Raw genomic sequence first — 25,997 nt, forward strand, 5'->3', positions numbered from 1 at the left:
CAAGGTTGGCGACCGCAGTGACAGAGGTACGCGAGGTGAGCGGAGTAATGAAGCATCTGGCAATGGCGATTTTTTTGTTCTCGCTGAGTCTTCAGGCCCTTGCGCAGGTCGCTACTCAGGCTTACACCTCGGACGGGCGCAGGGTTCTGCTGGACAGTGACGGTACCTGGGAATACTTTGACGTGGGAGCGAGTGATCCCGACAACAGCGCCGTACTGAGAGTCACCGAAGTGTATGAAATGGACGATGCGTGCAGGGTGCAGTTTCGGCTAACTAATAATCTGGGCTACAGAATTAGCTCTCTAGTGCCGCGGCTTGCGGTGCATAACATGGATGACATTGTCTACACCGAACGGTCGCTGTCTTACTCTGCAGTCAAGCCAACCGATTCCAAATGGAAGTCTGTCCAGTTCACCGGTTTGGGCTGCAGGGATATTTCACGGGTGGTGGTCTTCGATGCGAGTCGTTGCAAGATGGGAGAGATAGACCAGTTCAACGAAGAGAAAGGTGAATGTCTCTCTCGGATCTATGTGGAGCCCAGCGACCTCATCAACATAATCAAGTAATATCGCGCACCTCTCGCGCGGGAGTATACCTTTTCATGAAGTTTGTTATGTCCACCTCTTTCAGCAGCGTGGCCCATCTCACCAAGTTGGCGCCAGTTGCGGATACCCATGGCTGGCACGCCATGTCATTCTCCGATCATGTGGCAAACCCGCAGGAGATTTCAACACCTTACCCCTATACAGAAGATGGCAGTCGCCGTTGGCCGCCCTTTACCGACTGGCCTGATCCCTGGGTGATGATTGGCGCGCTGGCCACAATTACGGAGCGTTTGCGGTTTACCAACAATATATTTGTGCTGCCCATGCGCAACCCATTCTTGGTGGCGAAGGCAATCAGCACTGCGGCCATTGTTTCCAATAACCGGATTACCCCAGCTATCGGTGTGGGCTGGTCGGCGGATGAATTCGCGCTGATGGATGCAGATTTCCGAACACGCGGGAAGCGCACGGATGAAATTCTTGAGATTCTTCGGCTTCTTTGGACCGGCGAGTTGGTTGAGTATCAGGGTAAGTACTATCAGTTCGACGCGCTGGAAATGAATCCAGCACCTGAGGAGTATATCCCTATCTGGATTGGTGGCATCTCAGAACCGGCCATGCGCCGAGCAGCCCGTCTGGGTGATGGATGGGTCACCGATCTTCAACCCTCTGATGAGATTATTGAATCGATTGACTCAATCAATCAGTGGCGACGTGAATACGGCCGAGAGAATGAGCCCTACGAAGTAATGGCGACGCCGTCAGATGCATGGGATGTTGACGGATATCGCCGCCTCGAAGACGCCGGTGTGACTCATATCCTGACGATGCCATGGCCTTTTTACCACGGCGAGACAGATGACCTCGACCAAAAAATCGATGCTGTAAAGCGCTACTCAGACGACATTATCAGCAAGTTTGAGTAGTGCGGCCAAGCCGATCTCAGGCCGTCAAAAGTTGCTGATCGTTTTCTTTCCATGATGCCAGTAATGGCCGGGTGTCTCTGTCCCAGGGATGGAATCCGTCTTTGTAGTATTCCTTGTACGCGGGCCATACACTGCGCAATATTCCCCCGTTCCGTCCGAACAGGAATTTCCAGCCCTGTCCCCAGAGGCGCAGATTCCAGAGTTGTCCATCCCGGCGTAGCATGTGTACCACACCGGCCATGACGTCTATCATCAGGAACAGCGTTGATTGACGCATAGCGCGCTTGCGCATTTTTTCGGTGCCACCCATGGCGCGGTAGACATCGAAAGCAACGGATTTGTGCTCCATCTCCTCAGCTGCATGCCATTGCCACAGGGCCAGCATCAGCGGGTCGGCTTCATTGCGCATGGGGTTACTTTCATCAAGAGCCGATTCCGCGAGGATAGCGGTAATGTGCTCAAGCGATGCGGTGATGGCAAGCTGCTGCATCGGCGAAAAAAACTTCTTGCTTCGCTTGATATTGGCCTCGAGTCGGCCTTCCATCAGAGCGAGATCATAGCCTCGCTGTTGGCAAAGGGTTTCGTTGTAGTGCTGGTGCTCTCGACGATGGAACCCTTCCTGGCCGCAGAAACCGCGTATGTCATCCGTCAGTTTTGGGTCGTCGATCCGGTCAGCAAAATGTCTGACACTGTCGATAAAAAACTTTTCTCCCAGGGGAAAAGTGATCGACATGGCGTTAAACCATGCGGTCTTGAAGGGGTGGTTATCGAACCAGTCGCCGGCCAGAGCCGGCCCGAGACTGTGTTCGCGGTTGCGCGGTTCAACCGGTACATCAGCTGGAGTATTCGATTGTCTGACCATGGTATCTCTCCTCTGCGCTAATACAGTGAGACTACTCTTCTGCCCTGAAAAATAATCAGTCTTATATGGCCAGATTGCGGTCAGTCTGCTCGTTAGCCCATGCCGCCCCAAGCTCGGGGCATCTGCATGTTCAAGCGCTCAAGGCCGCCGTTGACCGCCAATATTTCGCCGGTGACGTAGCTGGCAGCGGGCGTGCATAGATAGAGTGCCCCCAGGGCGATATCCTCCACCTCGCCCAATCGCGCCATGGGCGTCAGCTCCACCATGGTTTGTTCAATTTCCGGTGACAAAACAGTGTTCAGGGCATCGGTTTTTGTTGAACCTACTGCAATAGCGTTGACCCGCAGGTAGGGGGCGAACTCCTGTGCCAGTTCCTGTGTGAGTAGGGACAGGGCGCCCTTGGCGGTGCCGTATGCGGCGAAACAAGGCGTAGGCTTGTGGCCGGCGACAGAAGATATATTGAGAATATTGCCGTCACTGCCAGAGTCCTTCATCAGTGGTGCACAGATACGCGACATTTCGAACGCGGTACTGACGTTAAAGCGGAACGCGCCCTCGAATTCTCTGGCGCTGGTTTCCAGAACAGGCTTGGGCGGAAAGCCCCCCGCGTTGTTGACCAGAATGTCGATACGGCCGAACTCTGCCATGGCGCGATCCGCGAGATTTTGCAGCTGCGCATAATCGAGCACATCAGTAGGGACAACCAGTGCGCGCCTGCCCAAGGCTTCAATATCCCCGGCCACCCGGTTCAAATCCTCCTCTGTGCGGGCGCCGATGATGAGGTCAGCACCCGCCTCGGCAAAAGCGATCGCGATGCCTGCACCGATGCCTTTGCCTGCGCCGGTGACGATGGCGGTTTTACCATCCAGTCGAAACTTATCCATCAATGACATGTGAAATCTCTCCATTGCGTTGCGGTCGCCTGATGCCCGGATTGAGGCGCGAGGGGAATTGAAGCGAAAGACAGTGTGATATCAGTGCGTTGCTGTGGCAAGGGGGTGCGATGAAGGAAAGGCCGTGTGGGTTTAAATGCTTGGTACTCAACTGAACCTGTTTTGTAGCGTCTGCGGCTGAACCCGCCCGGGCTTTCGCAGCGGCTCTCTCGCGAATAAAGACAGTGCTACACAGTGCGCCCTGATAGGTTAAACTATGCGGCTAGAATAAAAATAGATGTCACGCTGGAGCGGAACGCCATGAAACGCAGAGATTTTCTTGGATATACGGGTATGGCGGCGATGGGTGCTGCGGCTTCAACCGCACTCTCCGGCTGCTCCGAAGATGCGCCGGTGGTCAAGTTTTGGCAGGAGGGCAACTTCAGGCCCGTAACGGAGGAGGTCACCGAGACCAGCCTGAAGGTAGAGGGCTCCATTCCACCGGAGCTCTCGGGTCTCTATGTCCGTAACGGTACCAATGCGTCCTCTGGAGTGGCGGAGCATTTCTTCGGGGGAGACGGCATGATGCATGGTGTCCGGCTCGAGGCTGGCGAGGCAAAGTGGTATCGCAATCGATACGTAGATACACCGGTATATAGACAGGAAGCCGGTGGTATGGGCTCACCCAAGCCAGAAAATACAACCAGCGCGGTTTCTCTGATTTACCATGGTGGCGAGCTGATGTCCCTTGGTGAGTTTGGTTACCCCTACCTCATTAATGCGGAAGACCTTTCCACGAAAGGGTCGTTCAATTATGAGGGAAAATTGACGGGCAATATGACTGCCCACCCGAGGATTGATCCAATAACCGGAGAGCTGCTTTTTTTCGGTTATAACGTGATGGAGCCGTACCTCACGTACATGCGTGCCGATACAAATGGCAACATGTTGCAGGTGGAGCCGATCAAATTGACCGGGCCAAGCATGGTTCACGACTTTGCAGTCACGGAAAACTATGTCGTTTTCATGGAGATGCAGGTACGATTTTCCTGGTTCTCGGCGATTGCTGGCAGTGGTCTCCCATTTAAGTGGGATGACAACGCGCCCTGCCGTTTTGGTGTTATGCCGCGCACGGGCACCAACGCAGATATAAAATGGTTTGATATCCCAAGCTGCTTTGTTTTCCACGTAATGAATTCTTTCGAGCAAGGCGACGAGGTGGTTGTCGATGCGGCGCGCTATGATCACCTGTGGGTAAAGAACTCGCACGATTTTTTCCACCCGGCGCATCTCTCGCGTTTCTCTATGAATATGAAAACCGGTAAGGCTTCGGTGGATCGTGTTTATGGTCACCCGATGGAGTTTCCGCAGGTGAACCGCGAGTACTGGACCCGGGACTACCGCTATGGCTATAGCCTTGCCGTCGATGAAGAAAACGACGGCCCGGAAAAAGCACAGCAGGCGGAAGGTGGTATCCGCAAGTATGACCTGAAGTCAGGCGAAGTCGATGACTGGCTTCCCGGCGTGGCGCTGGAACCGGGGGAGCCTATATTTATTCCGGCGGCGGATTCCAGTACAGAGGATGGTGGTTATATCGCTAGCTATGTATATGACAAGAACACTCAGGCCACTGCTTTTTGCCTGTTTGATGCGACCGCTATATCATCCGGTCCCATCGCAAAAGTGCATTTACCGGTGCGTGTCCCCGTAGGGTTCCACGGCGTCTGGGTGCCCGACTCAGCCCTGGGCTGAGCTCCTGCTTGTAATCCGGAGCAGTTTAGGCAGATGGTTACGCTCGAATTCGCATGTGCCCGATGAAAACGGCGCGCCATGATCGTATTGCCTCACGTTAAAGTGCCTTAGGCGTTGTTCGAAGCTTTTGCCAGTGTGCTCTGATTCCCCGGCTGCCTTGGATGTGCAATGCGTGTGGTGAGGCTCCGCTCTACTATGAGGAGTGACAATGCCATTCACTGCCCAACGCGTTGGATTGGAAAAAAATTATGGAATCAGATAACAACAGTAAAATAGCGCTTGTAACAGGCGGCGCTAGACGTATTGGTAAAGAGATTGCGCTGCATTTGCATCGCAGGGGGTTCGATATAGTGCTTCACTATCGGAGTTCCAGTGAGGACGCAGAAGCCTTGGCGCAGTTGATGTGTGATGAGCGACCTGATTCCTGCGTGACTCTTCAGGCGGATATACAACACACTGAAGAGATAGAGAGACTGGGCAACACCCTGGCAGAGCGCTACGGCACCTTGAGCGTGCTGGTTAACAATGCGTCAGGGTACGCGCCGACGCCGATTGATCATTGTACGCCGTCTCAGTTCAACGACATGCTGAACGCAAATTTGCGAGGCCCCTACTTTCTTGTGCAGGCCTTGCTGCCCTTATTGAAAAACGCGCGAGGAAGCATTGTTAATATTCTCGATGTCCACGCCGAGCGTCCTTTGCCTGGGTATAACGCGTATTGTGCAGCAAAGTCCGGACTCACTTCACTGACCCGCAGTCTGGCTGTAGAGTTGGCACCGCAGGTGCGCGTCAACGGCGTCTCTCCAGGTGCCATACTGTGGCCGGAGGGGGGCGAGTCTTACGACACGTCAATGCGTGAGGAAACGTTGGCTCGCACCCCACTCCAACGTCAGGGTGATCCTGCCGATATTGCCGGGGCAGTTGGCTTTTTGGCCTGTGACGCGCCGTTTATTACGGGCCAGGTTCTGATTGTCGACGGAGGGCGCTCTCTGGTGGGCTGAAGTCCGATGGCCTAAGTATTTTTTCCTTCGAGGTGCCGTGTCGCCTTTTCCATAAGGCCGGTCACCGCCTCTTCAACCCGTTCGCGAACTTCCCATAGTGTGTCCTCATCAGTGGCGCCTTTATATTTTCGAGTAGAGATCGGCCTACCAACGGCAAACACCATAGGAATCTTTTTGGGGAAGAGGGTGTTGTAGCGACCGAGAGCAATAGGTGGAACTAACTCACCGTCGCGAAGTAGCTCGTTCAACTTACTCCGCTCCTTGAACAATGGCGCGAGAGCCCGGTTTTTCTTGATTCGACTGTAATCCCACAATATGTCGTAGCCGAGGTCTGCGCCATAGACGAAAAACGGAGTGATAGGATACCTGTTGGCTAATGCCATCCGCGCAAAGCCAGTGCGTTTCTTCCAGAAAAGACGGTGTTCCTCTCCCTTTCGTTTAAGTGCTTCGCGGGCACCGCCGGGAAATACCAGAATATGCTCACCAGACTGCATTAGTCGTGTGCAATTATCCGGTGTTGCAGGCACCACGCCATGACTTTTGAGAATATCACGCCAGTAGGGAATCCTCTCATGTAACCGGTCGCTCAGTGCGCGCAATCGAATGTTCTTTTGCAGTTTCAGTTCGACCAGAAGTATCGCGAGGTCGTAGGAATAGATTGAATGATTACCGACAAGAAGAGAGGGCTTATTATTATCCAGGTTTTGCAGGCCGAGAAATTCATAATCAAATAATCGACGTTGCAAGAGATTGAGCAGTCTCAATGCACGAGGATTTTGCAGTGCATTGCGCTGCGAGTGGCGGGCTGTCATGCCATGATTTCTCTAGTTTTGAGTCGCAGTTTTCGGGCGCAGCGTTGGACAGACAAAAAAGTGGTTAGTTTAAGCATGAGAGAGTTGTCTTTGTTAGTTGTTAACGTTCATCTACAGGTGGCGTATATCTGCGTGCTTAGCGGCCCCAGACATCCAATGCGGTTCTGATTACCATAGTGATCAGCACCAGTGACGACACCGTAAAGAGGGTAAAGCGCACCTCAATCTTATTCCACAAGGCCTGCTGCAATGTGTGTATAACGCGCAGGCAGACGTAGGTCCAGGCCAGTGTCAGGTTTGTTCCTTCGCCTGTGCCCAGCAACGCCATAGTTAAAGCAATGGCGTAGAACATGGTCGGCTGTTCGAGTAAATGGTTATAGTTGTCTGCCTTCCAGCGCACCCGGGCGGGCAGTTCGGACATCTGTTGACCCTTGGGCAAATACGGATCCAGTTTCATGCCCATTTTCACAAGGGCGGGAATGCGCGTGGCATACATCCATACCCATGCCACGCTGGTCAGTAGCAGGAGGGCGACGACGGGCGCCAGTATATCGGTTGAAATGGGCATGGCTCGATCCTGCTGTGTTAGTCAAGGAAAAGAGAAACTGCGTAGACTATTGATACTGCGAGTATTGAAGTGAACAGGGGGCGCTGTCCAGTGCTTTTGAAACTAAGCTTCCTTACGCCATCCCGTCTGTATTTATGGATGGTTGCAGCAACGGTCTGCGTTGCCACACCATCGCCCTATGTACGCCGCGGTACTGATACTGATCCTCGCCTCTGTAAACGGGACTAACCGGGGTTTTTGGCTGCCTGCGCGGCGTTTGATACGCGCGCTTCAGAGGCTTCGAAAGACAAGATGGAATCGTTCCACAGGGCGGCGTGCTCGACCAGGCCTGTCTCGGAAAAGTGGCAAAAGTCGTGTCGATCGTGCATATCGGACAGGGTGTCGGTGTCGGCGCCGGGATAAACACCCTCGATCGCGTCGGGCAACCCGCGCTGTGCCGAGCGTATTGCATCACTTCCGAGGTTGTTACAAATAGTGGCCACTGCCACGAATACAGGGGCGCTAATGCCATAGTCACGCAAGGAATCAACGAGTTCCGTAAACATCCCGGCGTATGCATCTTGCGGGGTGCCTGCTCGCGCATCGTTTTCGCCCTGATGCCAGAGGACATGCGTGGGTGTGATCCCTGATTTCTGCAGTTGTACCGCTGCGTGCTTCACGCGGGGATGAAGGCGTCCACCAGCGGTCCATTCGTTTAAGGAGGTGCCACCGATGCCGAAGGGCGCAATTAGTACCTGATCAAAGGCCCCGCTGGCTACCAGAGAGTCCCCGAGAATTCCCCAAACAGATCCGCCGCTGCCATCCGTGCCCAGCAGTGGATCTTCGCTGGTGTAACAGTGTCCGTCATGGATATTGAAATTTGCCACCCCAGGACCTGCTGTATGGCGGGTCTGGCCGAAGTTGGCACTGTTGGATTGACCGAAAGTCATAAGCACTGCATGTCGCGGATTGTCTGACTGGAATGCATCACAAGGGACGCGTTCGCGGCCCGCGTCCGATACTCCACAGACGGTGACATCCTCGACGTCGCAGTAGGCTTGTTGCAGCGGTAATACGATGGCCATAGCCCAATCGCTGAAGGGTCTCGCCAGCTCAGGCCTGTACTTGCCGGCTACGGCACCAAGCCCGAACAGTGTGCCAAAGCCAGCGGCCAGCACGAAGAAGAGTAGCGCGCCAATCAATATGCGGCGGTAGTGTCTCGTCATGGCCCGGGCCTTTTTCTCGGATCATTTTCTCGCTTGTGCGAAGAGTGTCTCCCACATGGCCTTGGCGGGCAACCTTCGTATCGCCATCGTGCCGGCGGCGCTAGCGGACGGACCAAACGGGGGGGCGTCGATCGCGCCATGGCGGTGCCTGCTCAAACTGGCCAGCCAGCTGTATTAACAAGGCATCGTTGCCGTAGGCGGCAGAAAACATCATTCCGATAGGTAAACCGTTGTCGTTCCAGTGCAATGACAGAGACATTGGTAGTGGACGATTCTCTCAGCGGCGGCATGCCAGTTGCGCGAGATTACCGCTGTGATTAGACACCCAGCAGATATCGTTTGGCGAACTTCCGCAGGTGTCGACAAATGGGTTGGGAGTCGCGGCGAATAGTGTTCCGTCGGTCTGTTGCCAGCTTCCCGAATCGCCAGCAGCTGTAGCAATGCACGTATTCGAATTCCTGGGCAGGACGGCAAAAATATAGTCAATGCGCCGGTTAACCTGTAAACCCGGGTCTTCGAGACTGACGGTGTTACTGGCCCTGCCGGAGGTGCAACCGGTGCCATTAGCGGGCTCACATTCTGCCCCACCGGCGGCCAGATAGGTGTCAACCCAGCCGCGGCGACTCATGGCTAGGTACTCGGAGCTCCCGGGAACCGCGTTGAAATCACCAGCAATCAGCGCAAGGCTATCCTCGGCACGGGTTTGCTCGACGTAGAGTGCGAGCTGTTCTGCCTGACAGGCACGCACAGTGTCGCGACTGTCGCATTCCCAGGGGCAATTGCTCACCAGTTCAATCTGTGTGCCGGGAAGCACATAGATAGAATCGCAGGGATTGGTCGCCGAATCTGATCCAGAGGCCAGGTGTGTCGTGTACAAATCGATGTTGCCTGCCGGGTGTGCAACGCGTACGTGTAGTACGTGCCGTATAAAGAGCATTAAATCTTCGTTATATAGCGCACTGTGCAGCAGCTGCGTACCGGTCTCGACAACAGGATAGCGACTCAATACAAGTTCTTCGTCTGTTTCGGCCGTGAATACATTGAGAAAAGGTTGGTAGACCAGCTCATACCTGAAGCCGCATTGCGCTTCCAGGCTTGTGAGCTCTTCGGTGATCAGGCCGATAATGGAATCCAGCGGCCCGACCTGCTCTGTGGGAGAGCGCAGCAAGTACTCGAGATTGACGATTTCCTGCAGCGCTACGAGGTCGGGACAACCCCGGTTAACGAGGTGTCTGCTCAGCAGTTTTATCCTGTCCGTGATGCGGCACTGGTCGCCGTCTCCCGGTACTGGTGGGTCGCAATCAAAACCGTGTAGTATGTTTAGATTCGCCAGCGTAACGTTAGGCGTAGCATGGGCGACGAGCAAAGCACTGTCGCTGCTGTCGGAGCATCCGGGCAGTGCCAATAAAGTTGCTAGGCAAAGCGCGGTGAAAATGAGTTTGCCTGTCATTGCAAGGGCACCCTTTGAGCGAAGCATATCAAGATGTTTGAAAAAAAACAGTCTGCCAGTCTACGGGATACTGTCAATCGCCGCCAAGGCCGCGGAGTCACCTCTCTCTTAGGGGTGCTAGTGTTGTTCGTCGGCGTGGCGGCGTGTGATTCTGATAGCGGATCGAAGCCCTATGAGCGCGTGGCAAAAGATGGCGCCAAGGCGAAGCAGGAGTGGCGTCACTATCTTGGTGATAAAAAATACAGTCACGCATCGCCGCTTGCTCAGGTAAACCGGTCTAATGTTCGCGATCTTGTCGAGGTGTGGCGCTATGACGCCAGAGGCGCAGCGGATGATGGCTCAACTCAGATGCAATGCAGTCCACTCGTGGTTCGGGGCATTCTTTACTGTACGTCACCGTTACTGCATGTCTTCGCGCTGGATGCATCGACAGGTGAGGAACTCTGGCGTTTTGATCCGTCCCGTAGTTTGGGCCTGCTGCCCAATCCGAACAGAGGCCTGACTTACTGGGAAAAAAATACCGATGGGAGCGGAGACAAACGGATTCTCTATACGGCGGGATCTTATTTGTATGCACTGGACGCCAGAACCGGGGCACCGATATCTGATTTTGGTGACGGTGGCAAAGTCGATTTACATGTCGGGTTGCCGGACCAATTTTCCGACACAGCAGTAATAGCGACTACCCCGGGGAGTATTTTTGAAGATCTGCTGATTATTGGTTCTCGGGTCGAGGAGTATAAGGGCGCCGCACCGGGGCACATTCGAGCCTTTGACGTAGTATCGGGCGAGCTTCGCTGGGTTTTTCATACCATTCCGCGGCCCGGAGAGTTTGGTTCAGACACTTGGCCGCCGGGCAGTTTCGGCAGCGCCGGTGGTGCAAACTCGTGGGCAGGGATTGCGATTGACGAGGAGCGGGGACTTGCATTCGTGCCCACAGGCTCTCCCAGTTTTGATTTCTACGGTGATGATCGTCACGGCGACAACTTGTTTGCGAACTCGCTGGTAGCGCTTAATGCAGCGACGGGTGAGCGCGTTTGGCATTATCAGTTTGTACGACACGACTTGTGGGACAGGGACCTTCCATCTCCGCCGAACCTGATCACCCTTAGCCGGGATGGGAATAATATCCCCGCAGTAGCTCAGGCAACCAAGACCGGACACTTGTTTGTTTTTAACCGCGAAACCGGCGAGCCCCTGTTTCCTATCCGTGAGGAGCCGGTGGTAGGTAAGGCGGTGACGGGGGAGCGACCGGCTATCAGTCAGCCGCTACCCGTGATGCCGCCACCCTATGCGCAACAGGTGTTCGTACCGTCGGATCGCACTCTCTCAGCGCAAAGGGCGGTGAAAATGCGCACCGACAACCTCGATCAGGGCAGCGTGTTCATGGTGCCGGGTACGCAGGGTATGGTGCTTTACCCGGGCATGGATGGCGGTGCCGAGTGGGGTGGTGCGGCCTGGGACCAGTCGAGTGAAGTGCTTTATATCAATAGCAACGAGGTACCCTATTTGCTGCAATTGACTGCGGTTCCGAAAGACTTGGGCATGGGGCCAGAGGTGGGGTATCTCGCTCTGTGTGCAGGTTGTCACGGCGCAGATTTGCGCGGCGACGGCGTCTCGGTTCCTGGATTACAGCAATTGTCCGACAGAATGTCTCCCTTTGAAGCCTACCGCATTGTGAGCGAAGGAAGAGGCAGGATGCCCGCTTTCGGACAGATTCCGTGGTATGCGAGGGCTGCCATTTTATGGCATGTATATACCGCGGATCAGAAGGGCCCGGAGGGTCAGGGTGCGAAAGTCGCGGTGGCATCGGAGTCATCGTTCCTGAATGCTGGCTTCCAGAAACTGACTGACCCGGAAGGCTTTCCAGCCTCGCGGCCACCCTGGGGTACCCTCACTGCGATCAATCTGTCTCGGGCAGAAATACTTTGGCAGATTCCGCTCGGTGATTATCCGCGTATGCTGGAGCAGGGCAAGTCCGGGCTTGGTGCTGAGAACTACGGTGGCGCGATTGTCACAGCGGGTGATCTACTGTTTATTGCGGCAACGCCGGATCGTGTGATCAGGGCCCTCGACAAGCACTCGGGTGAGGAACTGTGGCAGGCAGCGCTGCCAGCAGCAGGATTTGCCACGCCGATAACCTACGCAGTTGATGGCAAACAGTACATCGTGATCGCTGCTGGTGGTGGAAAGCTGGGGCAACCCAGTGGCAGTAGTTATGTCGCCTATGCGCTTCCCGAATAGCGGCGTTGCTCTGGCCTACGCGTCTCGGTGCAGACTTTCGAAATAGCTCCTCAGTGTGGTATTGCCGCGCTTGGGCCCGACGCCATCGATCTCGCCTGCGGTAACGATAAAGTCAGCCAGGTCACCGAATTGTTTTGATAGCAGGTTGATGACCTTCACCAGCCCTCGAGCCAGCCACATTGGAATCACTGTTATTTTAACCGGTTTACCGACCACCTCGAAAGCCAGTGCAGCGGCTTCACGCTGCGTCATTATGTCCGGGCCGCCGGCGGCAACTTCCAGTTCGTCGCCCTCCGCTGTATCGACACAAACTTCTGCGAGATCACGGCCGTGGATGGGGTTCATCAGATTGGTGCCCTCACCAACCAGAAATGAACGCCCTTTACTCGCCATGTCGTATAGCACACCCATATCTGAAAAATAGCCACAGGGACGCACAATCCGGTAGTCCAGCCTCGATTGCTGCAACTCGGCGACGACTTTTTCATGAGCCTGTGTAATGGCCAGGTGCATAAGGTTCTCCGCTCCTTCCATAGAGACGTAGACAAAACGCTTTATGCCTCCTGTCACCGCGAGGTTGATAAGGTTGCGGTTACACTGGTAATCAACCTGTTCAAAAGTGAGGCCATCTCTCTGACGGGATATACCTACTGAGGAATACACGAGGTCAATGCCATCCATGAGGCCCTCTAGCGTCTCAGGCTTGGTAATTTCGCCGACAAAAATATCATCCATGTCGTCTTCGCTGAGTGCGGGCGCTGTAAAGGGGCCAGGTTCGAGCAAGCGCTCTCGACTTCGCGTTAATACACGCACCCAGTAGCCACGCTCTTTAAATGCCTTTACCGCGTATTTCCCCAGATAGCCTGTGGCACCCGCAATAACAACCCTTTTTTTATTCTCTTCTGACATAGTTATAGCGCTCCTGCGCGTAACTGGTGCCTAGTCCAAACGGGCACCACCGTCTACATTGATGGTTTGTCCTGTGACGTAGCTGGCATCGGATGAACAGACAAAAGATACGACCGCGGCAAGCTCAGAAACATTACCTTGTCGTCCCATAGGAATGAAATTCTCCAGTTGTTCGCGAAATGATCCGTCAGGTAACTCGTATTTTTCGGTTGCTCTTGCGATTGTGCCATCCATCATGTCGGTATCGTGTGAGCCCGGGCTAACACAGTTAACTCGAATACCAAGCGCGGCTAGTTCCAGTGACATTTGCTGTGTAAGACCAATCACCCCGAATTTTGACGCGCAGTAGGCACCGTAGTCTTGCAGACCTACGCGGCCTGCCAGGGAAGCGATCATAACGATAGAGCCGCCATTCCCACAGTCCCTGATTAATCTGCCGCCGTACTTACTCACCAGAAAAACGCCGTTCACGTTGACGTCCATCGTGTGGTTCCAGATATCTTCATCGGTATCAAGAATGGGCGAGGCGCCCGCATTACTGGGAACGCCGGCGTTGTTGACGATGATATCCAGGCGACCAAATTTTTCGCGTGTTGCCTCGACCATATTGATGACTTGTGCCTTGTTCGTTACGTCGCAGTCCAGAGCCAGCGCCTGGCGCCCCATGCCCTCGATTTCATGAGCCAGAGACGTGACTCCTTTCCAGCCTATCTCTTTTTCGTTGTCGGGAAAGTGTTCAGGTGCTTTGGGTCTGCCACAGATGACGATATCGGCGCCATCTTGAGCGAGCCGCAAAGCGATTGCGCGACCGATCCCGCGGTGGCGTGCAGCACCGGTAACTAATGCAATTTGACCGGAGAGATCGCGCCTGGCAGAAGGGTTATCTTTCATACATTTGGCTCCCTGTCTTGCTGTGCCTCCAAAATGCCTTGACGGACAAACAAAAATAACGGGAATGCGAAAGCATAGGCGATTGAAAACGTGAGAACAGGATAGATCCAGAAAAAGCGTAGGCCCAGCTTTCGCGATTCAAGAAACATCCAGATCAGACCTGCGATGCAGGCAATCGCGAGGTCCCAACCGAGGGACTGACCTGCGGGCGTGGACGCAGCTGCCGCCATAAAATCAGCGATATCAAAAGTGCCGCTGGTTTCTGTCATGTACTGAAAGTTGTAGTACCAGGGCAGTATTAACCCAAAAATGGCGAGAGCCAGATAAATAACTCTGGGAATACTCATGAACGCGCCCTGTGCAAAGAAAATGAATCGACCTACTATAGGTAAACCATCTTAAAAATCATAGGAAATGCCGTCGATGGATATGAGATTAAAGGATAGGCGAGTGCTTGTGTCCGGTGCGAGCCGTGGTATCGGCTTGGCGATTGTCGAGCGTTTTCTTGCAGAGGGTGCGTCCGTTGCATTTTTCGCACGCGGGCAGCAGGGAGTGGATGATGCCCTCGCTGCGCTGAATGGGAAGGGGCAAGTATGCGGCGCGGTAGTGGATTCATCGGAACACGACGCGCTGCGAGCTTGGGTTACCCAAGCTGCAGAGACGTTGGGCGGCATTGATATAGTAGTAAACAACACGAGTGCTTCTGCCAGCGTAGAGTGGACCGAAGCGGCCTGGCGAAATAGTTTTGAAGTGGACATGATGGGCTCAGTGGTTATGTCTACTGCGGCGTTGCCGTGGCTTGAGGCCTCTGATGCCGCCGCCGTGTTGCAGGTAGCTACTGTAACCGCGTCTGAGCATCACGACATGTCTGTATGTCCGAGCTATGGTGCGATCAAGGCGGCAACGGTAAATCACGCAGCGCAATTGGCCCAGAACTGGGGCGGCAAAGGTATTCGCTCTAATAGTATTTCTCCAGGTCCGATATATTTTGAGGGGGGTGCTTGGGAGGACATCAAAGAAAACTATTTTGATCTTTATGAGCGCGACAGACTGGCCCACCCGTCCGGCCGCATGGGGACTGCAGAGGAGGTCGCTAACGTGGCAGTGTTTGTGTGTAGCCCCGCCGCGAGTTGGATAAACGGCGAAAACGTAGTGGTAGACGGTGGCTTCACCAAGGGCGTTGGTCTGTAGCTGAATAAGGCTGTTTTTACTGGATACGGTAGTTCAGTGTGAGACCGTCAGTGCGAGGCGGACTATTGATTACTGCGTAACTGCTGAGCACGGGTATGTCGAAGCCGATGATGTATGAATCCTGCTCCACGCTGTCACTTTCCTGTGTCTCCCTGGGCAATACCTGTAACGAGCGGAAAATATAGGATAAACAGCGCTCCCCGATACACGATTAGCACAAGGGGTGCAAAAACCACCGGCTGCCTCAGGTCATCGTGAGGCACCCTGCCCAATTCCTTGCGGGTTAATTGTTAGGCGCGACAAGTACCTTCTGCTAGCGATTGCCAGAAAGAGCACTAAGGCGCCGTCTGAGCGTGTTGGGTTTTCATCAACGGAAATCTCTCGCGTATCATCTTTATTGTTCGTTTTTTTATAACACCTGATGCCAATCGCCTCACTCTATTTCTATCTGTGCTTCCTTGATTGCCGCGGGACACTGCCACATGGCATATTGTGGTGTCTAATACTGATATGAGAAAACACATTATGGGTAGGCTAGACGGAAAGCGGATAGTGATCACTGGCTCGTCAAGGAGTCTCGGTCGGGAGTTTGCACTGGCCTGTGCGCGTGAGGGCGCATCACTGGTGCTCAATGGCACTAACGAGGATGCCCTGCTCAATGTTCTTAAAGAGGTCACTGATCTGGGTGCCCCGTCTCGCGCTGTGCTTGGCTCGGTTGCTGAGACCGGTGTCTGTGAAGAGCTGATCGCGACCTGCGTCGACGCCTTCGACGGGATTGATGTGATGGTCAACAATGCGGGTATCGTCAGGGATCGTACGTTGCTCAAGATGACGGACGAAGACTTTGATGAGGTCGTCGCTGTCGATCTGCGAGGCCCTTTTCTGTGTACCCGCGCTGCAGGCAGAGTTATGCGTGAGCAGGGTGGTGGGCATATTATCCAAATTACCTCTGCGTCAGGACTGGTGGGTAATTTCGGCCAGACCAATTACGCTGCGGCCAAGGCGGGCCTAATGGGAATGATGTACACGGCGGTGAAAGAACTGGAGCGCTACAACGTTCGCTGTAATGCGATGTGGCCGATCGCCCGCACGGATATGACTCAGCCACTTATCGATAAAGCGGGTAAAACTGCGGCTGAGCTTGGCTTTGGCGAGCCGGAGGATGTGGCGAAAGGGCTGGTATGGTTGGCCAGTGACGCAGCGGCCGATTTCAACGGTCAGTGTATTACCTTCAATGCGTACAAAACGGCTTTGTGGCATTCACCGTCTGAAGATCACATCAAGCAGTGCGTCGAGCCCATGACGTTGGAAGAACTGGATGCCCATTATGAAGCGGTCGTCCCGCTGCCGGTATACAGTAGTCGAGGCTGATATTGCGTGAAGACTTACCAGCCGGTGATCTGGTGTCCTGACCTGCCCAGTCCGCAGTCACCTTGCTGATCCTCCAGCATAGTCGCTGCAGCGCTAGCATTTGATGCATGGTCAAACTTGGCCTTGCCTGCATTGAAATCACTATCAATATCAATCTCGCTCATGGCACCGGACCTGATCAGATAACTCCAAGCCTGCCATAACTCCGTACGTGACATGCCGCTAACCTCGTAAGAGGCGAGCCCGCCTACGACAAAACCTACGCAAAAGTCTGTTGAGGAAGTGTCAGAGTACGTGCCCCATGCCCAATCTGAGGCGCTCGTATTGCTGCAGGCGGCGCACAGGAGTAGCGCGGGTAGCAGTTTCTTCATGACATTTTCCTCTTTGACACGGATGAACACGGTGTGATCAAACACACGTTACCGTTTCCCCAGCCAAATTGCACCCCGGGTTCCGCCACTGTGCCCTTAAAGGCCAACCCGCTCACGAATCCATCCAGAGTCGGTGGAATGGAGTCGGGTTTAGTCTGCTACTTCCGATTGCTACTTGTTCCCATTTGAGTAATAGCGCCGCGATTTAGACTCGTCGCCTATGGCTATGATGCACTTTGTTGGCACGACTTTGTGTCTATTCTTGGAATATTGCCTTGTCCATTGACATGGTATGCTATCGGCGATTTAGAACAAGGTGCGTTACAGTGGAAGAGTCAGACCTGCATGAATCAGTCAATGTTTTCGATGAGCCGTTGCAGTCTTGTAGCGAAGATCCGCTGACGGGCTTTTTGCGAGATGGCTGTTGTAACACCAGTGACCAGGATGCGGGCTCTCACACGGTGTGTGTGCAGGTGAACGAGCGATTTTTGCAATACTCGCGTTTTGCCGGTAATGATCTTAGTACGCCGTTGCCTGAGTATGGTTTCCCCGGGCTTAAGCCGGGTGATAGCTGGTGCCTTTGCGCGCCGCGGTGGCTGGAGGCGCACGAGCAAAATATGGCTCCTCGGGTGTACCTGACCCGCACGCACAAACGGGCGCTTGATACCATCCCGCTCTCGGTTCTGCGGGAATACGCCGCAGACTTGAACTGACATGCGTGACTTTGGCGCGAAAGAGGCGATAAATGCTGTCTTCCCCCCTGCCATTAGTAGAAGTTAACCCCAGCTCAAAACCGGAGGCAGTGGTCATATGGCTGCATGGCCTGGGTGCAGACGGCCATGACTTCGAGGCAGTGGTGCCAGCCTTGCAGTTGCCGGAGGCGTTGCCGGTGCGGTTTATATTTCCCCATGCGCCCGAAATGGCCATTACCGCATTTGGTGGCGAGCGCGCCCGGGCCTGGTTTGATTTTGAGACTTCTGGCTCCTCAGCAATGCCGGGTATCGACCGTTCCGCGCACGCTATCAAGGATCTCATTCAGCAGGAAATCGACAACGGTATTCCCGCTGATCGTATCCTCCTTGCTGGGTTTTCTCAGGGAGGTGTTATGGCGTTCCATGTGGGGCTGCATTATCCCAAAGCGCTCGCCGGTATTCTCGCCCTGTCGACATTTCGGGCTGAAGCCCTGGAGCTGGATGACGCTTCAAGCGCCGCTAACAGGAATATCCCTATCCTCATGTGTCACGGCCAGCGGGACGAGGTGTTACCGCTTTCGCTGGGAGAATCCACTTATCGTGCGTTACAGCAGGCGGGTTATAATATTGAATGGCATGACTATCCTATGGGGCACGAGGTGTGTCTCGAGGAAATTCGAATAATGGGCAGATGGTTGGTCAGGGTCTTGAGTGACCAGGAGATTTCTGCCGACTGAGGGAGGTGTATAGTGTTTACCGCAAAAAACCTGGGTCTGGCGATAGTATTCCTTTTTTTTATGGGAGGAGGCATAACCCACTTTACCGATCCTGCTTTCTTTGAATCCATCATGCCGCCCTGGATCGGTTTTCACACAGAAATTGTCTACATAAGTGGTGTCTTCGAAATCCTGGGTGCGATCGGGATATTGCTGCCATCATTGCGGCAGTGGGCGGGCAATGGACTGATACTGTTGGTCATTTGCGTTACGCCGGCCAACATACACATGTGGCTGAACCCTGATCTCTTCCCCGACGTTCCCCCTGCTTTCCTGACGATTCGCCTGGTGCTGCAGGTTGGTCTGCTGCTACTGATCTGGTGGTCTACCCGTCTGCCGGCGAGTGACAGCCCGCGCGCCTAGACGTCGCACGCTGATTCTACGTAGTGGCGTATCGCCTTCCAGGCGGCAGCTGCTTCCGGTACGCCCGCGTTGACCAGACCATGCCATCCGTGGACCATGCCGGGCCAGCTCTCCATCAAGACATCCACCCCGTCCTGCAACGCGGCTGCCCCTAGAGTGAGAGCGCCCTCTCTGACCGTGTCGTATTGTCCAATTTGTAAATACAGCGGTGGTAGCCCACTGAGGTCTGCATATGCAGGAGATACCGCCGGGTCATCGAGGGGCAGTGCGCCCCCCGTATAGTCCAGCCCCCGGTTGCGTACCCACTGCGCCGTCAGGAACGGGTCGCGTGCCTCGACAGATCGACCCGCAACGGACAAATCGAACCATCCGGTCAGTGATATAAAACAAGCGGGCATTGGCAGGTTTTTATCACGTAGTTTTGTCAGTAATGCCAGGGCGAGGCTGCCGCCGCATGATTCTCCAAAGAGGACAATAGCGGAGGGAGGAATACCGGACTTCAGTAGACCCAAATAGGACTGAAAACAGTCATCTGGTGCGGCTGGCCAGGGGTGTTCGGGGGCTAGTCGGTAGTCGGGCATAACGACGCGGCAGCCCGTTTGCCAAGCGATAATTTCAGCGTAGAAATGGTACGCATCCAGAGGTGTGGATACAAATGCGCCACCGTGACAGTGAAACGCAATCGGGTAATTCAGGCCGCCGCGGAGTTCGTATTCGCCGCACCGGACGCCACCGTAAGTGGGAAAGGTGATTTGCAGGTCACTGCCGGTGGGGTGTCCATGAAACCCCTCAAAGGTTTTGCGAACACTTTGGTAATCAGCAGCGGGATCGGCGAAGTCTGCGGGAATGGCGTTTAGAATAGCTTTCAGTTCCGGGCTCTGATTCACGGCGGGGCCTTTAGCGCTTCAAGCGCTCCACACCCGTTTATTCATGATTCCAAACATTTCGGACAGTTCTACGCGGCTCGGCACCACTTTGACGACACAATATTCCCCGCTTTCTGGTCCGTCAGGCCAGAATTGAAACAGGTCGTAATCCATTACATCCCATACTCGGCTTTTGGTCACCGCGTCGTTGAAAACCGCTGCCTTGCCTCGGACAAGCAGGTGTATGAAAGCGTCAGGCGCAACCTGAAACTGGATATCAACCGATTCGTTCTGCTCTATTTGTCGTGCTTTTGCGGTGCCCGGGCCCGTGGCTATCCACAGTACGTCGTTTTCCCATGTGGGGTGTACCATGCGGACACGCGGCTCATTGCCCGCAATTGTCGCCAAAGCGCACCAGACTGACTTTTTTGCAGCTGTTTCAACATCTTTAAAAAAAGCATTTTTATCTTTCGCTGAAACTCGTGACATGGCTTACCTTCAGTTTTTATGAAATACGTAGGGGCATGAGATAACCGATAACATGGCTGTTCAACGCGCACTATGCAAGGAATAATCAAGCGCGCAGTGAGTCAGGTGGCGCCGAGTGGAATCAACGTGACCGAATAGAAAATGGCTGGTCGTATTTAGCCCCCGAGACACGCGCGCACGGATGACTGGGTGGGAATCCTGCAGGGCAATGCGGGAGGTAGCCCGATGCCTCGGTTACAGTGCGCTTGCGCCGATTGCCGCACCACTGGGTTGGTCTGCCAGCAGGGTGAGTAATTGCCTGCCCTGTTGTACACTTGCTGTCCACTGGCGTTGGCTGGTATAGCGCGTTGATAGACTCGCCTAGGTAGCAGTCCGCTAGAACAGCAAATAAAAACCAGACCGGGAATCGCCATGACAGATAAATGCCCATTTCAGGCAGACCTGATGAACCCGATGACCCATAATCGCGGTCTTCCTTTTGATGCTTTTGCGAGGCTGCGGTCTGAGCAGCCCGTCTCATACCAGAATGGCGCACCAGGCACAGGTGGTGACTACTGGGCTATTACAAGACGTGAAGAACTCGATTTTGTCTCGAAAAATCCCACACAATTCTCCTCCAGTATTAATTTGGCGCATCCACAGCCGGGGGGTAGCGACCCGGAGTCGATGGAAATCATGCGTCAGTTGATTATCAATATGGATCCGCCGGATCATATTAAGTATCGGCGCGTTGTGAGTAATGCTTTTACCAGCAAAGCGGTAGATGCACTCGAACCTTTGATGCGAGATTACGCCAAGAATATAATAGATAAAGTGATACCCCGGGGCGAGTGCGAGTTTGTGTCAGAGGTGGCTGCGGAGATGCCGTTATTTGTTATTTGCTCATTGATGGAGATGCCCGCTGAGAAACGCCAGAAATTTTCTAGCCTCGTTGATGTCATGATAGGAATGGACGATCCGGAGATGGATGTCTCTGCAGAAGACGGACAGTTGGCTGCAGCGCAAATCTTCGAGATCGCGATGGAGTTGGCTGCAAATCACAAGGCTGATCCAAAGGGAGGCACGGTTATTGATGCTTTACTCAACGGTGTCGTTGAAGGTGAAAGCCTTAATGAGTTCGAGTTCTGTTCGTTCTTCCTGATTCTGATCGCAGGAGCTGTTGAAACGACTCGCACCGCGACAAGTCAGGGTATGCGCCTGCTTATCGAAAACCCTGATCAGCATCAGTTGCTAATAGACAGCCCGGGGTTAATTCCTGATGCAGTAGAAGAAATACTCCGTTTTTATCCACCCTTTATCCAAATGCAACGCACCGCTACAGCAGACGTTACCCTGGGTGAAAAAAAAATCAGGAAAGGCGACCTCGTGAGGTTGTTCTATCCATCTGTGAATCACGATCCGGAGCAGTTTGGAGGTGACGCAGACGTCTTCGATATAACTCGCGGTCAGCGTATGAAAGACCTGAAAAATCAGCACCGGACCTTCGGCGTAGGCCAGCACTTCTGTATAGGCTCTCACCTGGCACGAAAGGAATTGTCTGTTATGTTTGAAGAGATTGTTCCGCGGATGCGCAACCCGCGACTGAAAAGTGCACCACATAATTTGGTGTCTAATTTCATACCCGGCATTAAGGAAATGCATATTTCCTTTGACACAGAAGCTAAATAATTATTACAGCGTCGTAATTTACGCGCAATCTGGAGGTCACAAGATGTTACAAAAATTTGTCTGGTGGACAGGGCTGTCCGATTTTCTTGTCGGTGCTGGTACGTGGGCGGGTGCTATTGGCATAGCCATGGCGGCGGAGCCGTTGAAAGGGCAATTTGTTCCGCTTATTACATTAGGTACTTTTCTGATGATGGCTGCGGCGCTACTGATGTGGTCGTCACATGATATGACGAACCGTGCCCCTGTATTTTTCTGGCAGGGGCTGGTGAGGCTCTCGGCCATCTGCGCCGTGCTTTATGCGGTCCCCAATCTGCTGGCCGAGTCGTGGGAGTACTGGTTGCTGGCAATAGACCTGCCTATTGGGCTGGTTTATGTTTTTGGCGCGATGAAGGTGACAGGATGTTCTATTCCGCAATTACTGGCGTGCAAGACAGCGCCTAACTGAGCGACCGGGTTGCTCGATCCAGCCTTCAATTCCTATTCTGGTGAAATTTGACCGCTGAAAATTTGGGGGCGAAGGTCTTTCATTGAGTATACTGCCTCGGCTCCAAGCACATGTGCAGCATACGAGAAGAGAGGCGAGGCCAAGAATGGCGAGAATATTTCTGGCGCTATTAGCGGGGTTGTTATTTTGTAACCCTGCGATTTCCAGTATTCCACCCGGTGATTCACTGGACTTAACCCGTTCTTGGGTAGGGTACATCTCTCTGTTCGGCTTCGCCGCTGCCTATGTGCTCGTTGTACTCGAGGAGCGTATTCATCTCCGGAAGTCCAAGCCTATGCTGGCTGCCGCAGGCCTGGTGTGGCTGGTGATCGCGATAGCCTACAACCAGGCGGGTCTCCCGGATAAAGTAGCAGAAGGTATACGTCACGACTTTCTTGAGTATGCCGAGCTATTTTTCTTTCTGCTGGTAGCCATGACCTACATCAACTCCATGTTGGAGCGTGGTGTGTTTGATGAATTGCGTCATTGGCTTGTTTCGAGGGGCTTTGGTTATCGTTCATTATTTTGGCTGACCGGAATACTGTCGTTTTTGCTTTCGCCGATAGCGGATAATCTGACAACTGCACTGATCATGTGCGCCGTCGTGATGGCAGTAGGGCAGGGCAATTCGCGTTTTATTGGGGTATCTTGTACCAACATCGTGGTCGCGGCAAATGCAGGTGGTGCGTTCAGCCCTTTTGGCGATATAACGACCCTGATGGTGTGGCAGAAGGGTATTCTCCACTTTACTGATTTTCTAAATCTGTTTGTCCCATCTCTGGTTAATTATCTTGTGCCGGCAGTCTTTATGCAGTTCGCAGTGCCGACGGGCAAGCCCCCTGCGGCGCCCGAAGAGGGAGGCCGAAGGTTGATGTACGGTGGCATTCAGATGGCTCTCTTGTTCCTCTTTACAATCGCGACTGTAGTGGTCTTGCACAATTTTCTGCACGTGCCTCCGGCCTACGGAATGATGGGTGGGCTGCTCTACCTGAAGCTCTATGGCTATTATCTTGGGCTCAAATCGCGGGCCTGGTGGCAGTCCTACGATGACCCTCCCAGCGAGCATGATGACCCCTATGATTTCGACGTTTTTTCAAAAATCGGCCAGGCCGAGTGGGACACATTATTTTTCTTTTACGGAGTGATTCTTACGGTTGGTGGCCTCGGCTTTATCGGCTATCTGGGTATCGCCTCCGAGGCAATGTACGGTTATCTCGGCTACACAAACGCAAATATTCTGATTGGAGTAATGTCTGCAATTGTTGACAATATCCCGGTTATGTTCGCAGTGCTGACCATGAATCCGCCTATGGATAATGTGCAATGGCTACTGGTCACGCTAACAGCGGGTGTCGGCGGTAGCTTATTGTCTATCGGCTCGGCAGCAGGTGTGGCGCTGATGGGTCAGGCACGGGGTCATTATACCTTTACCACTCACTTGCGATGGACGCCGATTATTGCGCTGGGGTATGGCGCAAGCATCTGGGTTCATCTATTGATTAATACGTGATGATAGAGGACGATTCCTAGTCTACACGGGGTAAAATTGGTGCCCTTTCGGGTAAGAGTGAAGTCTTAATTCAGTTTCGGAGGTAGTTAGTATGGCAGCGGCGACACCCAAGGCAATATCCAAAACCAGAGCGAAGGCCAAAGCTAGACCCAAGCCCAAGGCCAAGGCAAAGCCCAAGGCCAAGGCAAAGCCCAAGGCCAAAGCAAAGCCCAAGGCCAAGGCAAAGCCCAAGGCCAAGGCAAAGCCCAAGGCCAAAGCAAAGCCCAAGGCCAAAGCAAAGCCCAAGGCCAAAGCAAAGCCCAAGGCCAAAGCAAAGCCCAAGGCCAAAGCAAAGCCCAAGGCCAAAGCAAAGCCCAAGGCCAAAGCAAAGCCCAAGGCCAAGTCAAAAGTAAAAACCAACATCAAATCAGGCGCTCGGCGTCTTGATATTGGACGGTATGTCGACGATTTCAAGATTGGGGGTTACACCTGGGGAGATGTGCTGGAGAGCTCCCACAAGAACATGGAGGCGGTCGCGAACGCAAACCGGGCCGTGGTGGACGGATATGCGGATATGGCTCGGCAGCAGTACGAGATGCTTCGGGAGCTGCTGAGTGAGCTGCGCAAGATAAGAGGCGATCGTGACGAAGCGGTCAAGGAGCTCCGTAAACTGGTTGACCGGGCAAAGAAAGATCTGCAGACATTGCAACAAGACGCGAAGCGCACTCATACCAAGGCCCAGAAAATTGTAAGCAAGCGTGTTGATGCCAACAGAAAAGCATGGAAAAAATTGACGGTTGAGATTAGAAAGTCTGTGTCTGGTATGTCCGCAGCAACGGCAAAGAGCAGTGCCAGTAAAAAAGGTAAGGCACCCGTCAAAAAGGCGCCTCGGAAAAAGGCGAGCAGTGGCAGACGGACTGCCAGCAAATAACTGGCTTTTGAGTCTCGAAAAGCGTTTATGGCGGACCTGGCATTTCGCGCATATTTTGTCGGGTCAGCTTACTTTTTTGGATCGTGCTCTGTTGTGACGTCGGCCGCCACCGTGTGGGTGCCGACGTCACCCAGTCGGCCTCGCATTCTATCTGAACTGCGGTAAGCTTTCGTGGTGGCGTCTCGGCTCAGTAGGTGGCCCTTACCGTTTATTGGTAGAGGGGTCATGTTGGTGCGGCGCATGCGCTAGCAGTAAATCTACTATTCGCTGCGCTGCAGGGCTTTTTATTCTTGGGGCAGAGACCCCTGCTCGCAAATTTTTGTGTCGAGTCGGCTCGCTGGCTGCTGCGTTGAGCGCGAGCAAACAGAGTGCTCTTCTGCTAGAGTAATGCAAAAACCATAAAAACTACGTGGGCAAGGAGAAAATAGAGATGGCTAAACGAGCCCTCATTGTCGACGACCACCCGATCGTGCGCAACGCGCTGGTCACTTCGTTGGTTTCGCTCAGCATTTTTGACGAATTGAATACGGCGGGAAGTTTCCAGGAATTATTGGACGTCCTCGAAGAAGATACCGATTATCAATTGCTCATTCTGGACCTCAGCCTGACCGATGTATCGGGTGCAGACGGCATGGTCTATATTCGCGAGAACTATGCAGATATCCCGATCGTAGTTTTCTCAGGCCAATATTCGCCCGACATCATTGCAGAGTGCTTTGAAAAGGGAGTTCAGGGCTTCGTATCCAAGAATTCCTCTATGCAGGTATTCATTAACGCTATTCGGATTGTGCTGGCGGGTAGTACCTACATCCCTCCGGATGCAGCGAGTCTTATGGGCCTTGAGCCCGCAGAGATTAATAACCCGGATATGTCGGCGCCAGAGGAAAGCGTGCAGTTTTCGCCCAAGCAAAGAAAAGTTTTCGATCAGTTAATAATGGGTGTTCCAAACAAGGTGATTGCCAGGCGCCTGAATATGGCGGAGGGGACGGTAAAAGCGCACTTGCATAGCATCTATCAGGTTTTGCGCGTTACCAATCGCGCTCAGGCGATTCTGCGCTCCCGTGAGCTGCAATTGACGGATTAGCCTCAAAAATGCACGAGTTGGTCGCACGAAAGCCTATAGATAAAAAAGTGTGAGCCCCAGTGCAACAAGCAGGGCGCCAGACAGCAACACTTGCATACGCATTCTGATTTCGTTCCAGTAATAATTGGCGCGTGCAATATCCTGAAAGGCAATAGCTCTTCTGTGAATCATAATTACATCCTGAC

Annotated in this window: 28 protein-coding genes; 15 read left to right on the forward strand and 13 right to left on the reverse strand. The window is 53.6% G+C overall.

Translation table 11 applies throughout. The features are described from left to right. Window positions 1-47 precede the first annotated feature (47 nt). Window positions 48-566 carry a hypothetical protein gene (locus tag EYC82_RS13780; RefSeq protein ID WP_279250118.1) on the forward strand — a complete coding sequence of 173 codons (519 nt, stop codon included), beginning with the start codon at window positions 48-50 and terminating at the stop codon, window positions 564-566. 35 nt (window positions 567-601) lie between these two features. Next, window positions 602-1,471, forward strand: a complete 870-nt coding sequence (locus tag EYC82_RS13785) for an LLM class F420-dependent oxidoreductase (protein WP_279250119.1) — start codon at window positions 602-604, stop codon at window positions 1,469-1,471. 16 nt (window positions 1,472-1,487) lie between these two features. On the opposite strand, the gene EYC82_RS13790 is transcribed toward EYC82_RS13785, so the two are convergent. Together EYC82_RS13790 and EYC82_RS13795 are read right to left on the reverse strand one after the other, a co-directional pair. Next, window positions 1,488-2,333: a metal-dependent hydrolase gene (locus tag EYC82_RS13790; protein WP_279250120.1), complete on the reverse strand. Its 846-nt coding sequence runs from the start codon at window positions 2,331-2,333 to the stop codon at window positions 1,488-1,490. A gap of 92 nt (window positions 2,334-2,425) precedes the next feature. Beyond that, the gene (locus EYC82_RS13795) at window positions 2,426-3,226 is read right to left on the reverse strand and encodes a glucose 1-dehydrogenase (RefSeq protein ID WP_279250121.1); all 801 of its coding nucleotides are present in this window, start codon (window positions 3,224-3,226) and stop codon (window positions 2,426-2,428) included. Between the two features lie 300 nt (window positions 3,227-3,526). Between EYC82_RS13795 and EYC82_RS13800 the strand changes: the two genes are divergently transcribed. Beyond that, entirely contained in the window at window positions 3,527-4,957 is a 1,431-nt protein-coding gene (locus EYC82_RS13800) for a carotenoid oxygenase family protein (protein ID WP_279250122.1), read from the forward strand. Between the two features lie 248 nt (window positions 4,958-5,205). After that, entirely contained in the window at window positions 5,206-5,958 is a 753-nt protein-coding gene (locus EYC82_RS13805) for a pteridine reductase (RefSeq protein WP_279250123.1), read from the forward strand. 11 nt (window positions 5,959-5,969) lie between these two features. Here EYC82_RS13805 and EYC82_RS13810 read toward each other — a convergent pair whose 3' ends face one another. The 4 genes from EYC82_RS13810 to EYC82_RS13825 form a co-directional block, all read right to left on the reverse strand. Beyond that, window positions 5,970-6,770: a lysophospholipid acyltransferase family protein gene (locus EYC82_RS13810; protein ID WP_279250124.1), complete on the reverse strand. Its 801-nt coding sequence runs from the start codon at window positions 6,768-6,770 to the stop codon at window positions 5,970-5,972. Window positions 6,771-6,906: 136 nt separating this feature from the next. Beyond that, window positions 6,907-7,338 carry an MAPEG family protein gene (locus tag EYC82_RS13815; protein ID WP_279250125.1) on the reverse strand — a complete coding sequence of 144 codons (432 nt, stop codon included), beginning with the start codon at window positions 7,336-7,338 and terminating at the stop codon, window positions 6,907-6,909. Between the two features lie 224 nt (window positions 7,339-7,562). After that, window positions 7,563-8,543 carry a sialate O-acetylesterase gene (locus EYC82_RS13820; protein ID WP_279250126.1) on the reverse strand — a complete coding sequence of 327 codons (981 nt, stop codon included), beginning with the start codon at window positions 8,541-8,543 and terminating at the stop codon, window positions 7,563-7,565. Between the two features lie 277 nt (window positions 8,544-8,820). After that, entirely contained in the window at window positions 8,821-9,993 is a 1,173-nt protein-coding gene (locus tag EYC82_RS13825; RefSeq protein ID WP_279250127.1) for an endonuclease/exonuclease/phosphatase family protein, read from the reverse strand. Between the two features lie 120 nt (window positions 9,994-10,113). Between EYC82_RS13825 and EYC82_RS13830 the strand changes: the two genes are divergently transcribed. Next, the gene (locus EYC82_RS13830; protein WP_279250128.1) at window positions 10,114-12,237 is read left to right on the forward strand and encodes an outer membrane protein assembly factor BamB family protein; all 2,124 of its coding nucleotides are present in this window, start codon (window positions 10,114-10,116) and stop codon (window positions 12,235-12,237) included. Between the two features lie 15 nt (window positions 12,238-12,252). Here the strand turns inward: EYC82_RS13830 and EYC82_RS13835 are convergent, their stop codons facing one another. Genes EYC82_RS13835 through EYC82_RS13845 form a run of 3 tightly spaced genes read right to left on the reverse strand, consistent with a single transcriptional unit; the run spans window position 12,253 to window position 14,384 of the window. Then, window positions 12,253-13,146 (reverse strand): SDR family oxidoreductase, encoded by an 894-nt coding sequence (locus EYC82_RS13835; protein WP_279250129.1) that lies wholly within the window; start codon window positions 13,144-13,146, stop codon window positions 12,253-12,255. A 30-nt stretch (window positions 13,147-13,176) separates the two neighbouring features. After that, window positions 13,177-14,037 (reverse strand): SDR family NAD(P)-dependent oxidoreductase, encoded by an 861-nt coding sequence (locus EYC82_RS13840; RefSeq protein WP_279250130.1) that lies wholly within the window; start codon window positions 14,035-14,037, stop codon window positions 13,177-13,179. Then, window positions 14,034-14,384, reverse strand: a complete 351-nt coding sequence (locus EYC82_RS13845; RefSeq protein ID WP_279250131.1) for a DUF2834 domain-containing protein — start codon at window positions 14,382-14,384, stop codon at window positions 14,034-14,036. Before EYC82_RS13845 ends, EYC82_RS13840 begins: the two co-directional genes overlap by 4 nt. Window positions 14,385-14,460: 76 nt before the next feature. Here EYC82_RS13845 and EYC82_RS13850 point away from each other — a divergent pair, with 76 nt between their 5' ends. Then, complete coding sequence (locus EYC82_RS13850; protein WP_279250132.1) at window positions 14,461-15,228, forward strand: SDR family NAD(P)-dependent oxidoreductase; 768 nt, start codon at window positions 14,461-14,463, stop codon at window positions 15,226-15,228. Window positions 15,229-15,753: 525 nt separating this feature from the next. Beyond that, window positions 15,754-16,599, forward strand: a complete 846-nt coding sequence (locus EYC82_RS13855) for an SDR family NAD(P)-dependent oxidoreductase (protein WP_279250133.1) — start codon at window positions 15,754-15,756, stop codon at window positions 16,597-16,599. Between the two features lie 14 nt (window positions 16,600-16,613). On the opposite strand, the gene EYC82_RS13860 is transcribed toward EYC82_RS13855, so the two are convergent. Continuing rightward, window positions 16,614-16,970 (reverse strand): hypothetical protein, encoded by a 357-nt coding sequence (locus EYC82_RS13860; RefSeq protein WP_279250134.1) that lies wholly within the window; start codon window positions 16,968-16,970, stop codon window positions 16,614-16,616. 326 nt (window positions 16,971-17,296) lie between these two features. Between EYC82_RS13860 and EYC82_RS13865 the strand changes: the two genes are divergently transcribed. The 3 genes from EYC82_RS13865 to EYC82_RS13875 are packed head-to-tail and all read left to right on the forward strand — an operon-like array spanning window position 17,297 to window position 18,801. Then, the gene (locus tag EYC82_RS13865; RefSeq protein WP_279250135.1) at window positions 17,297-17,683 is read left to right on the forward strand and encodes a DUF2237 family protein; all 387 of its coding nucleotides are present in this window, start codon (window positions 17,297-17,299) and stop codon (window positions 17,681-17,683) included. A gap of 32 nt (window positions 17,684-17,715) precedes the next feature. Next, the gene (locus EYC82_RS13870; RefSeq protein ID WP_279250136.1) at window positions 17,716-18,399 is read left to right on the forward strand and encodes an alpha/beta hydrolase; all 684 of its coding nucleotides are present in this window, start codon (window positions 17,716-17,718) and stop codon (window positions 18,397-18,399) included. Window positions 18,400-18,411: 12 nt separating this feature from the next. Then, the gene (locus EYC82_RS13875) at window positions 18,412-18,801 is read left to right on the forward strand and encodes a DoxX family protein (RefSeq protein ID WP_279250137.1); all 390 of its coding nucleotides are present in this window, start codon (window positions 18,412-18,414) and stop codon (window positions 18,799-18,801) included. Here EYC82_RS13875 and EYC82_RS13880 read toward each other — a convergent pair. Together EYC82_RS13880 and EYC82_RS13885 are read right to left on the reverse strand one after the other, a co-directional pair. Beyond that, complete coding sequence (locus tag EYC82_RS13880; RefSeq protein WP_279250138.1) at window positions 18,798-19,688, reverse strand: alpha/beta hydrolase; 891 nt, start codon at window positions 19,686-19,688, stop codon at window positions 18,798-18,800. The two genes, EYC82_RS13875 and EYC82_RS13880, sit on opposite strands and share 4 nt — an antisense overlap. 18 nt (window positions 19,689-19,706) lie before the next feature. Next, window positions 19,707-20,156 (reverse strand): pyridoxamine 5'-phosphate oxidase family protein, encoded by a 450-nt coding sequence (locus tag EYC82_RS13885; protein ID WP_279250139.1) that lies wholly within the window; start codon window positions 20,154-20,156, stop codon window positions 19,707-19,709. A gap of 411 nt (window positions 20,157-20,567) precedes the next feature. On the opposite strand from EYC82_RS13885, the gene EYC82_RS13890 reads away from it, so the two are divergent. The 5 genes from EYC82_RS13890 to EYC82_RS13910 all read left to right on the forward strand — a co-directional run bounded on the left by EYC82_RS13890 (window position 20,568) and on the right by EYC82_RS13910 (window position 25,812). Beyond that, complete coding sequence (locus EYC82_RS13890) at window positions 20,568-21,824, forward strand: cytochrome P450 (protein WP_279250140.1); 1,257 nt, start codon at window positions 20,568-20,570, stop codon at window positions 21,822-21,824. 43 nt (window positions 21,825-21,867) lie between these two features. Next, window positions 21,868-22,269, forward strand: a complete 402-nt coding sequence (locus EYC82_RS13895; RefSeq protein WP_279250141.1) for a hypothetical protein — start codon at window positions 21,868-21,870, stop codon at window positions 22,267-22,269. Between the two features lie 145 nt (window positions 22,270-22,414). Beyond that, complete coding sequence (nhaD, locus tag EYC82_RS13900; RefSeq protein WP_279250142.1) at window positions 22,415-23,818, forward strand: sodium:proton antiporter NhaD; 1,404 nt, start codon at window positions 22,415-22,417, stop codon at window positions 23,816-23,818. 91 nt (window positions 23,819-23,909) lie between these two features. Further along, on the forward strand, window positions 23,910-24,728 hold the full coding sequence (locus tag EYC82_RS13905) for a mediator of RNA polymerase II transcription subunit 21 (protein ID WP_279250143.1): 819 nt from the start codon (window positions 23,910-23,912) through the stop codon (window positions 24,726-24,728). A 430-nt stretch (window positions 24,729-25,158) separates the two neighbouring features. Next, window positions 25,159-25,812: a response regulator transcription factor gene (locus tag EYC82_RS13910; RefSeq protein WP_279250144.1), complete on the forward strand. Its 654-nt coding sequence runs from the start codon at window positions 25,159-25,161 to the stop codon at window positions 25,810-25,812. Window positions 25,813-25,845: 33 nt separating this feature from the next. On the opposite strand, the gene EYC82_RS13915 is transcribed toward EYC82_RS13910, so the two are convergent. Beyond that, window positions 25,846-25,983, reverse strand: coding sequence for a hypothetical protein (locus EYC82_RS13915; RefSeq protein ID WP_279250145.1), 138 nt, complete (start codon window positions 25,981-25,983; stop codon window positions 25,846-25,848). Between the last annotated feature and the right edge of the window lie 14 nt (window positions 25,984-25,997).

Source organism: Candidatus Marimicrobium litorale (assembly GCF_026262645.1).
GTDB lineage: Bacteria > Pseudomonadota > Gammaproteobacteria > Pseudomonadales > Halieaceae > Marimicrobium > Marimicrobium litorale.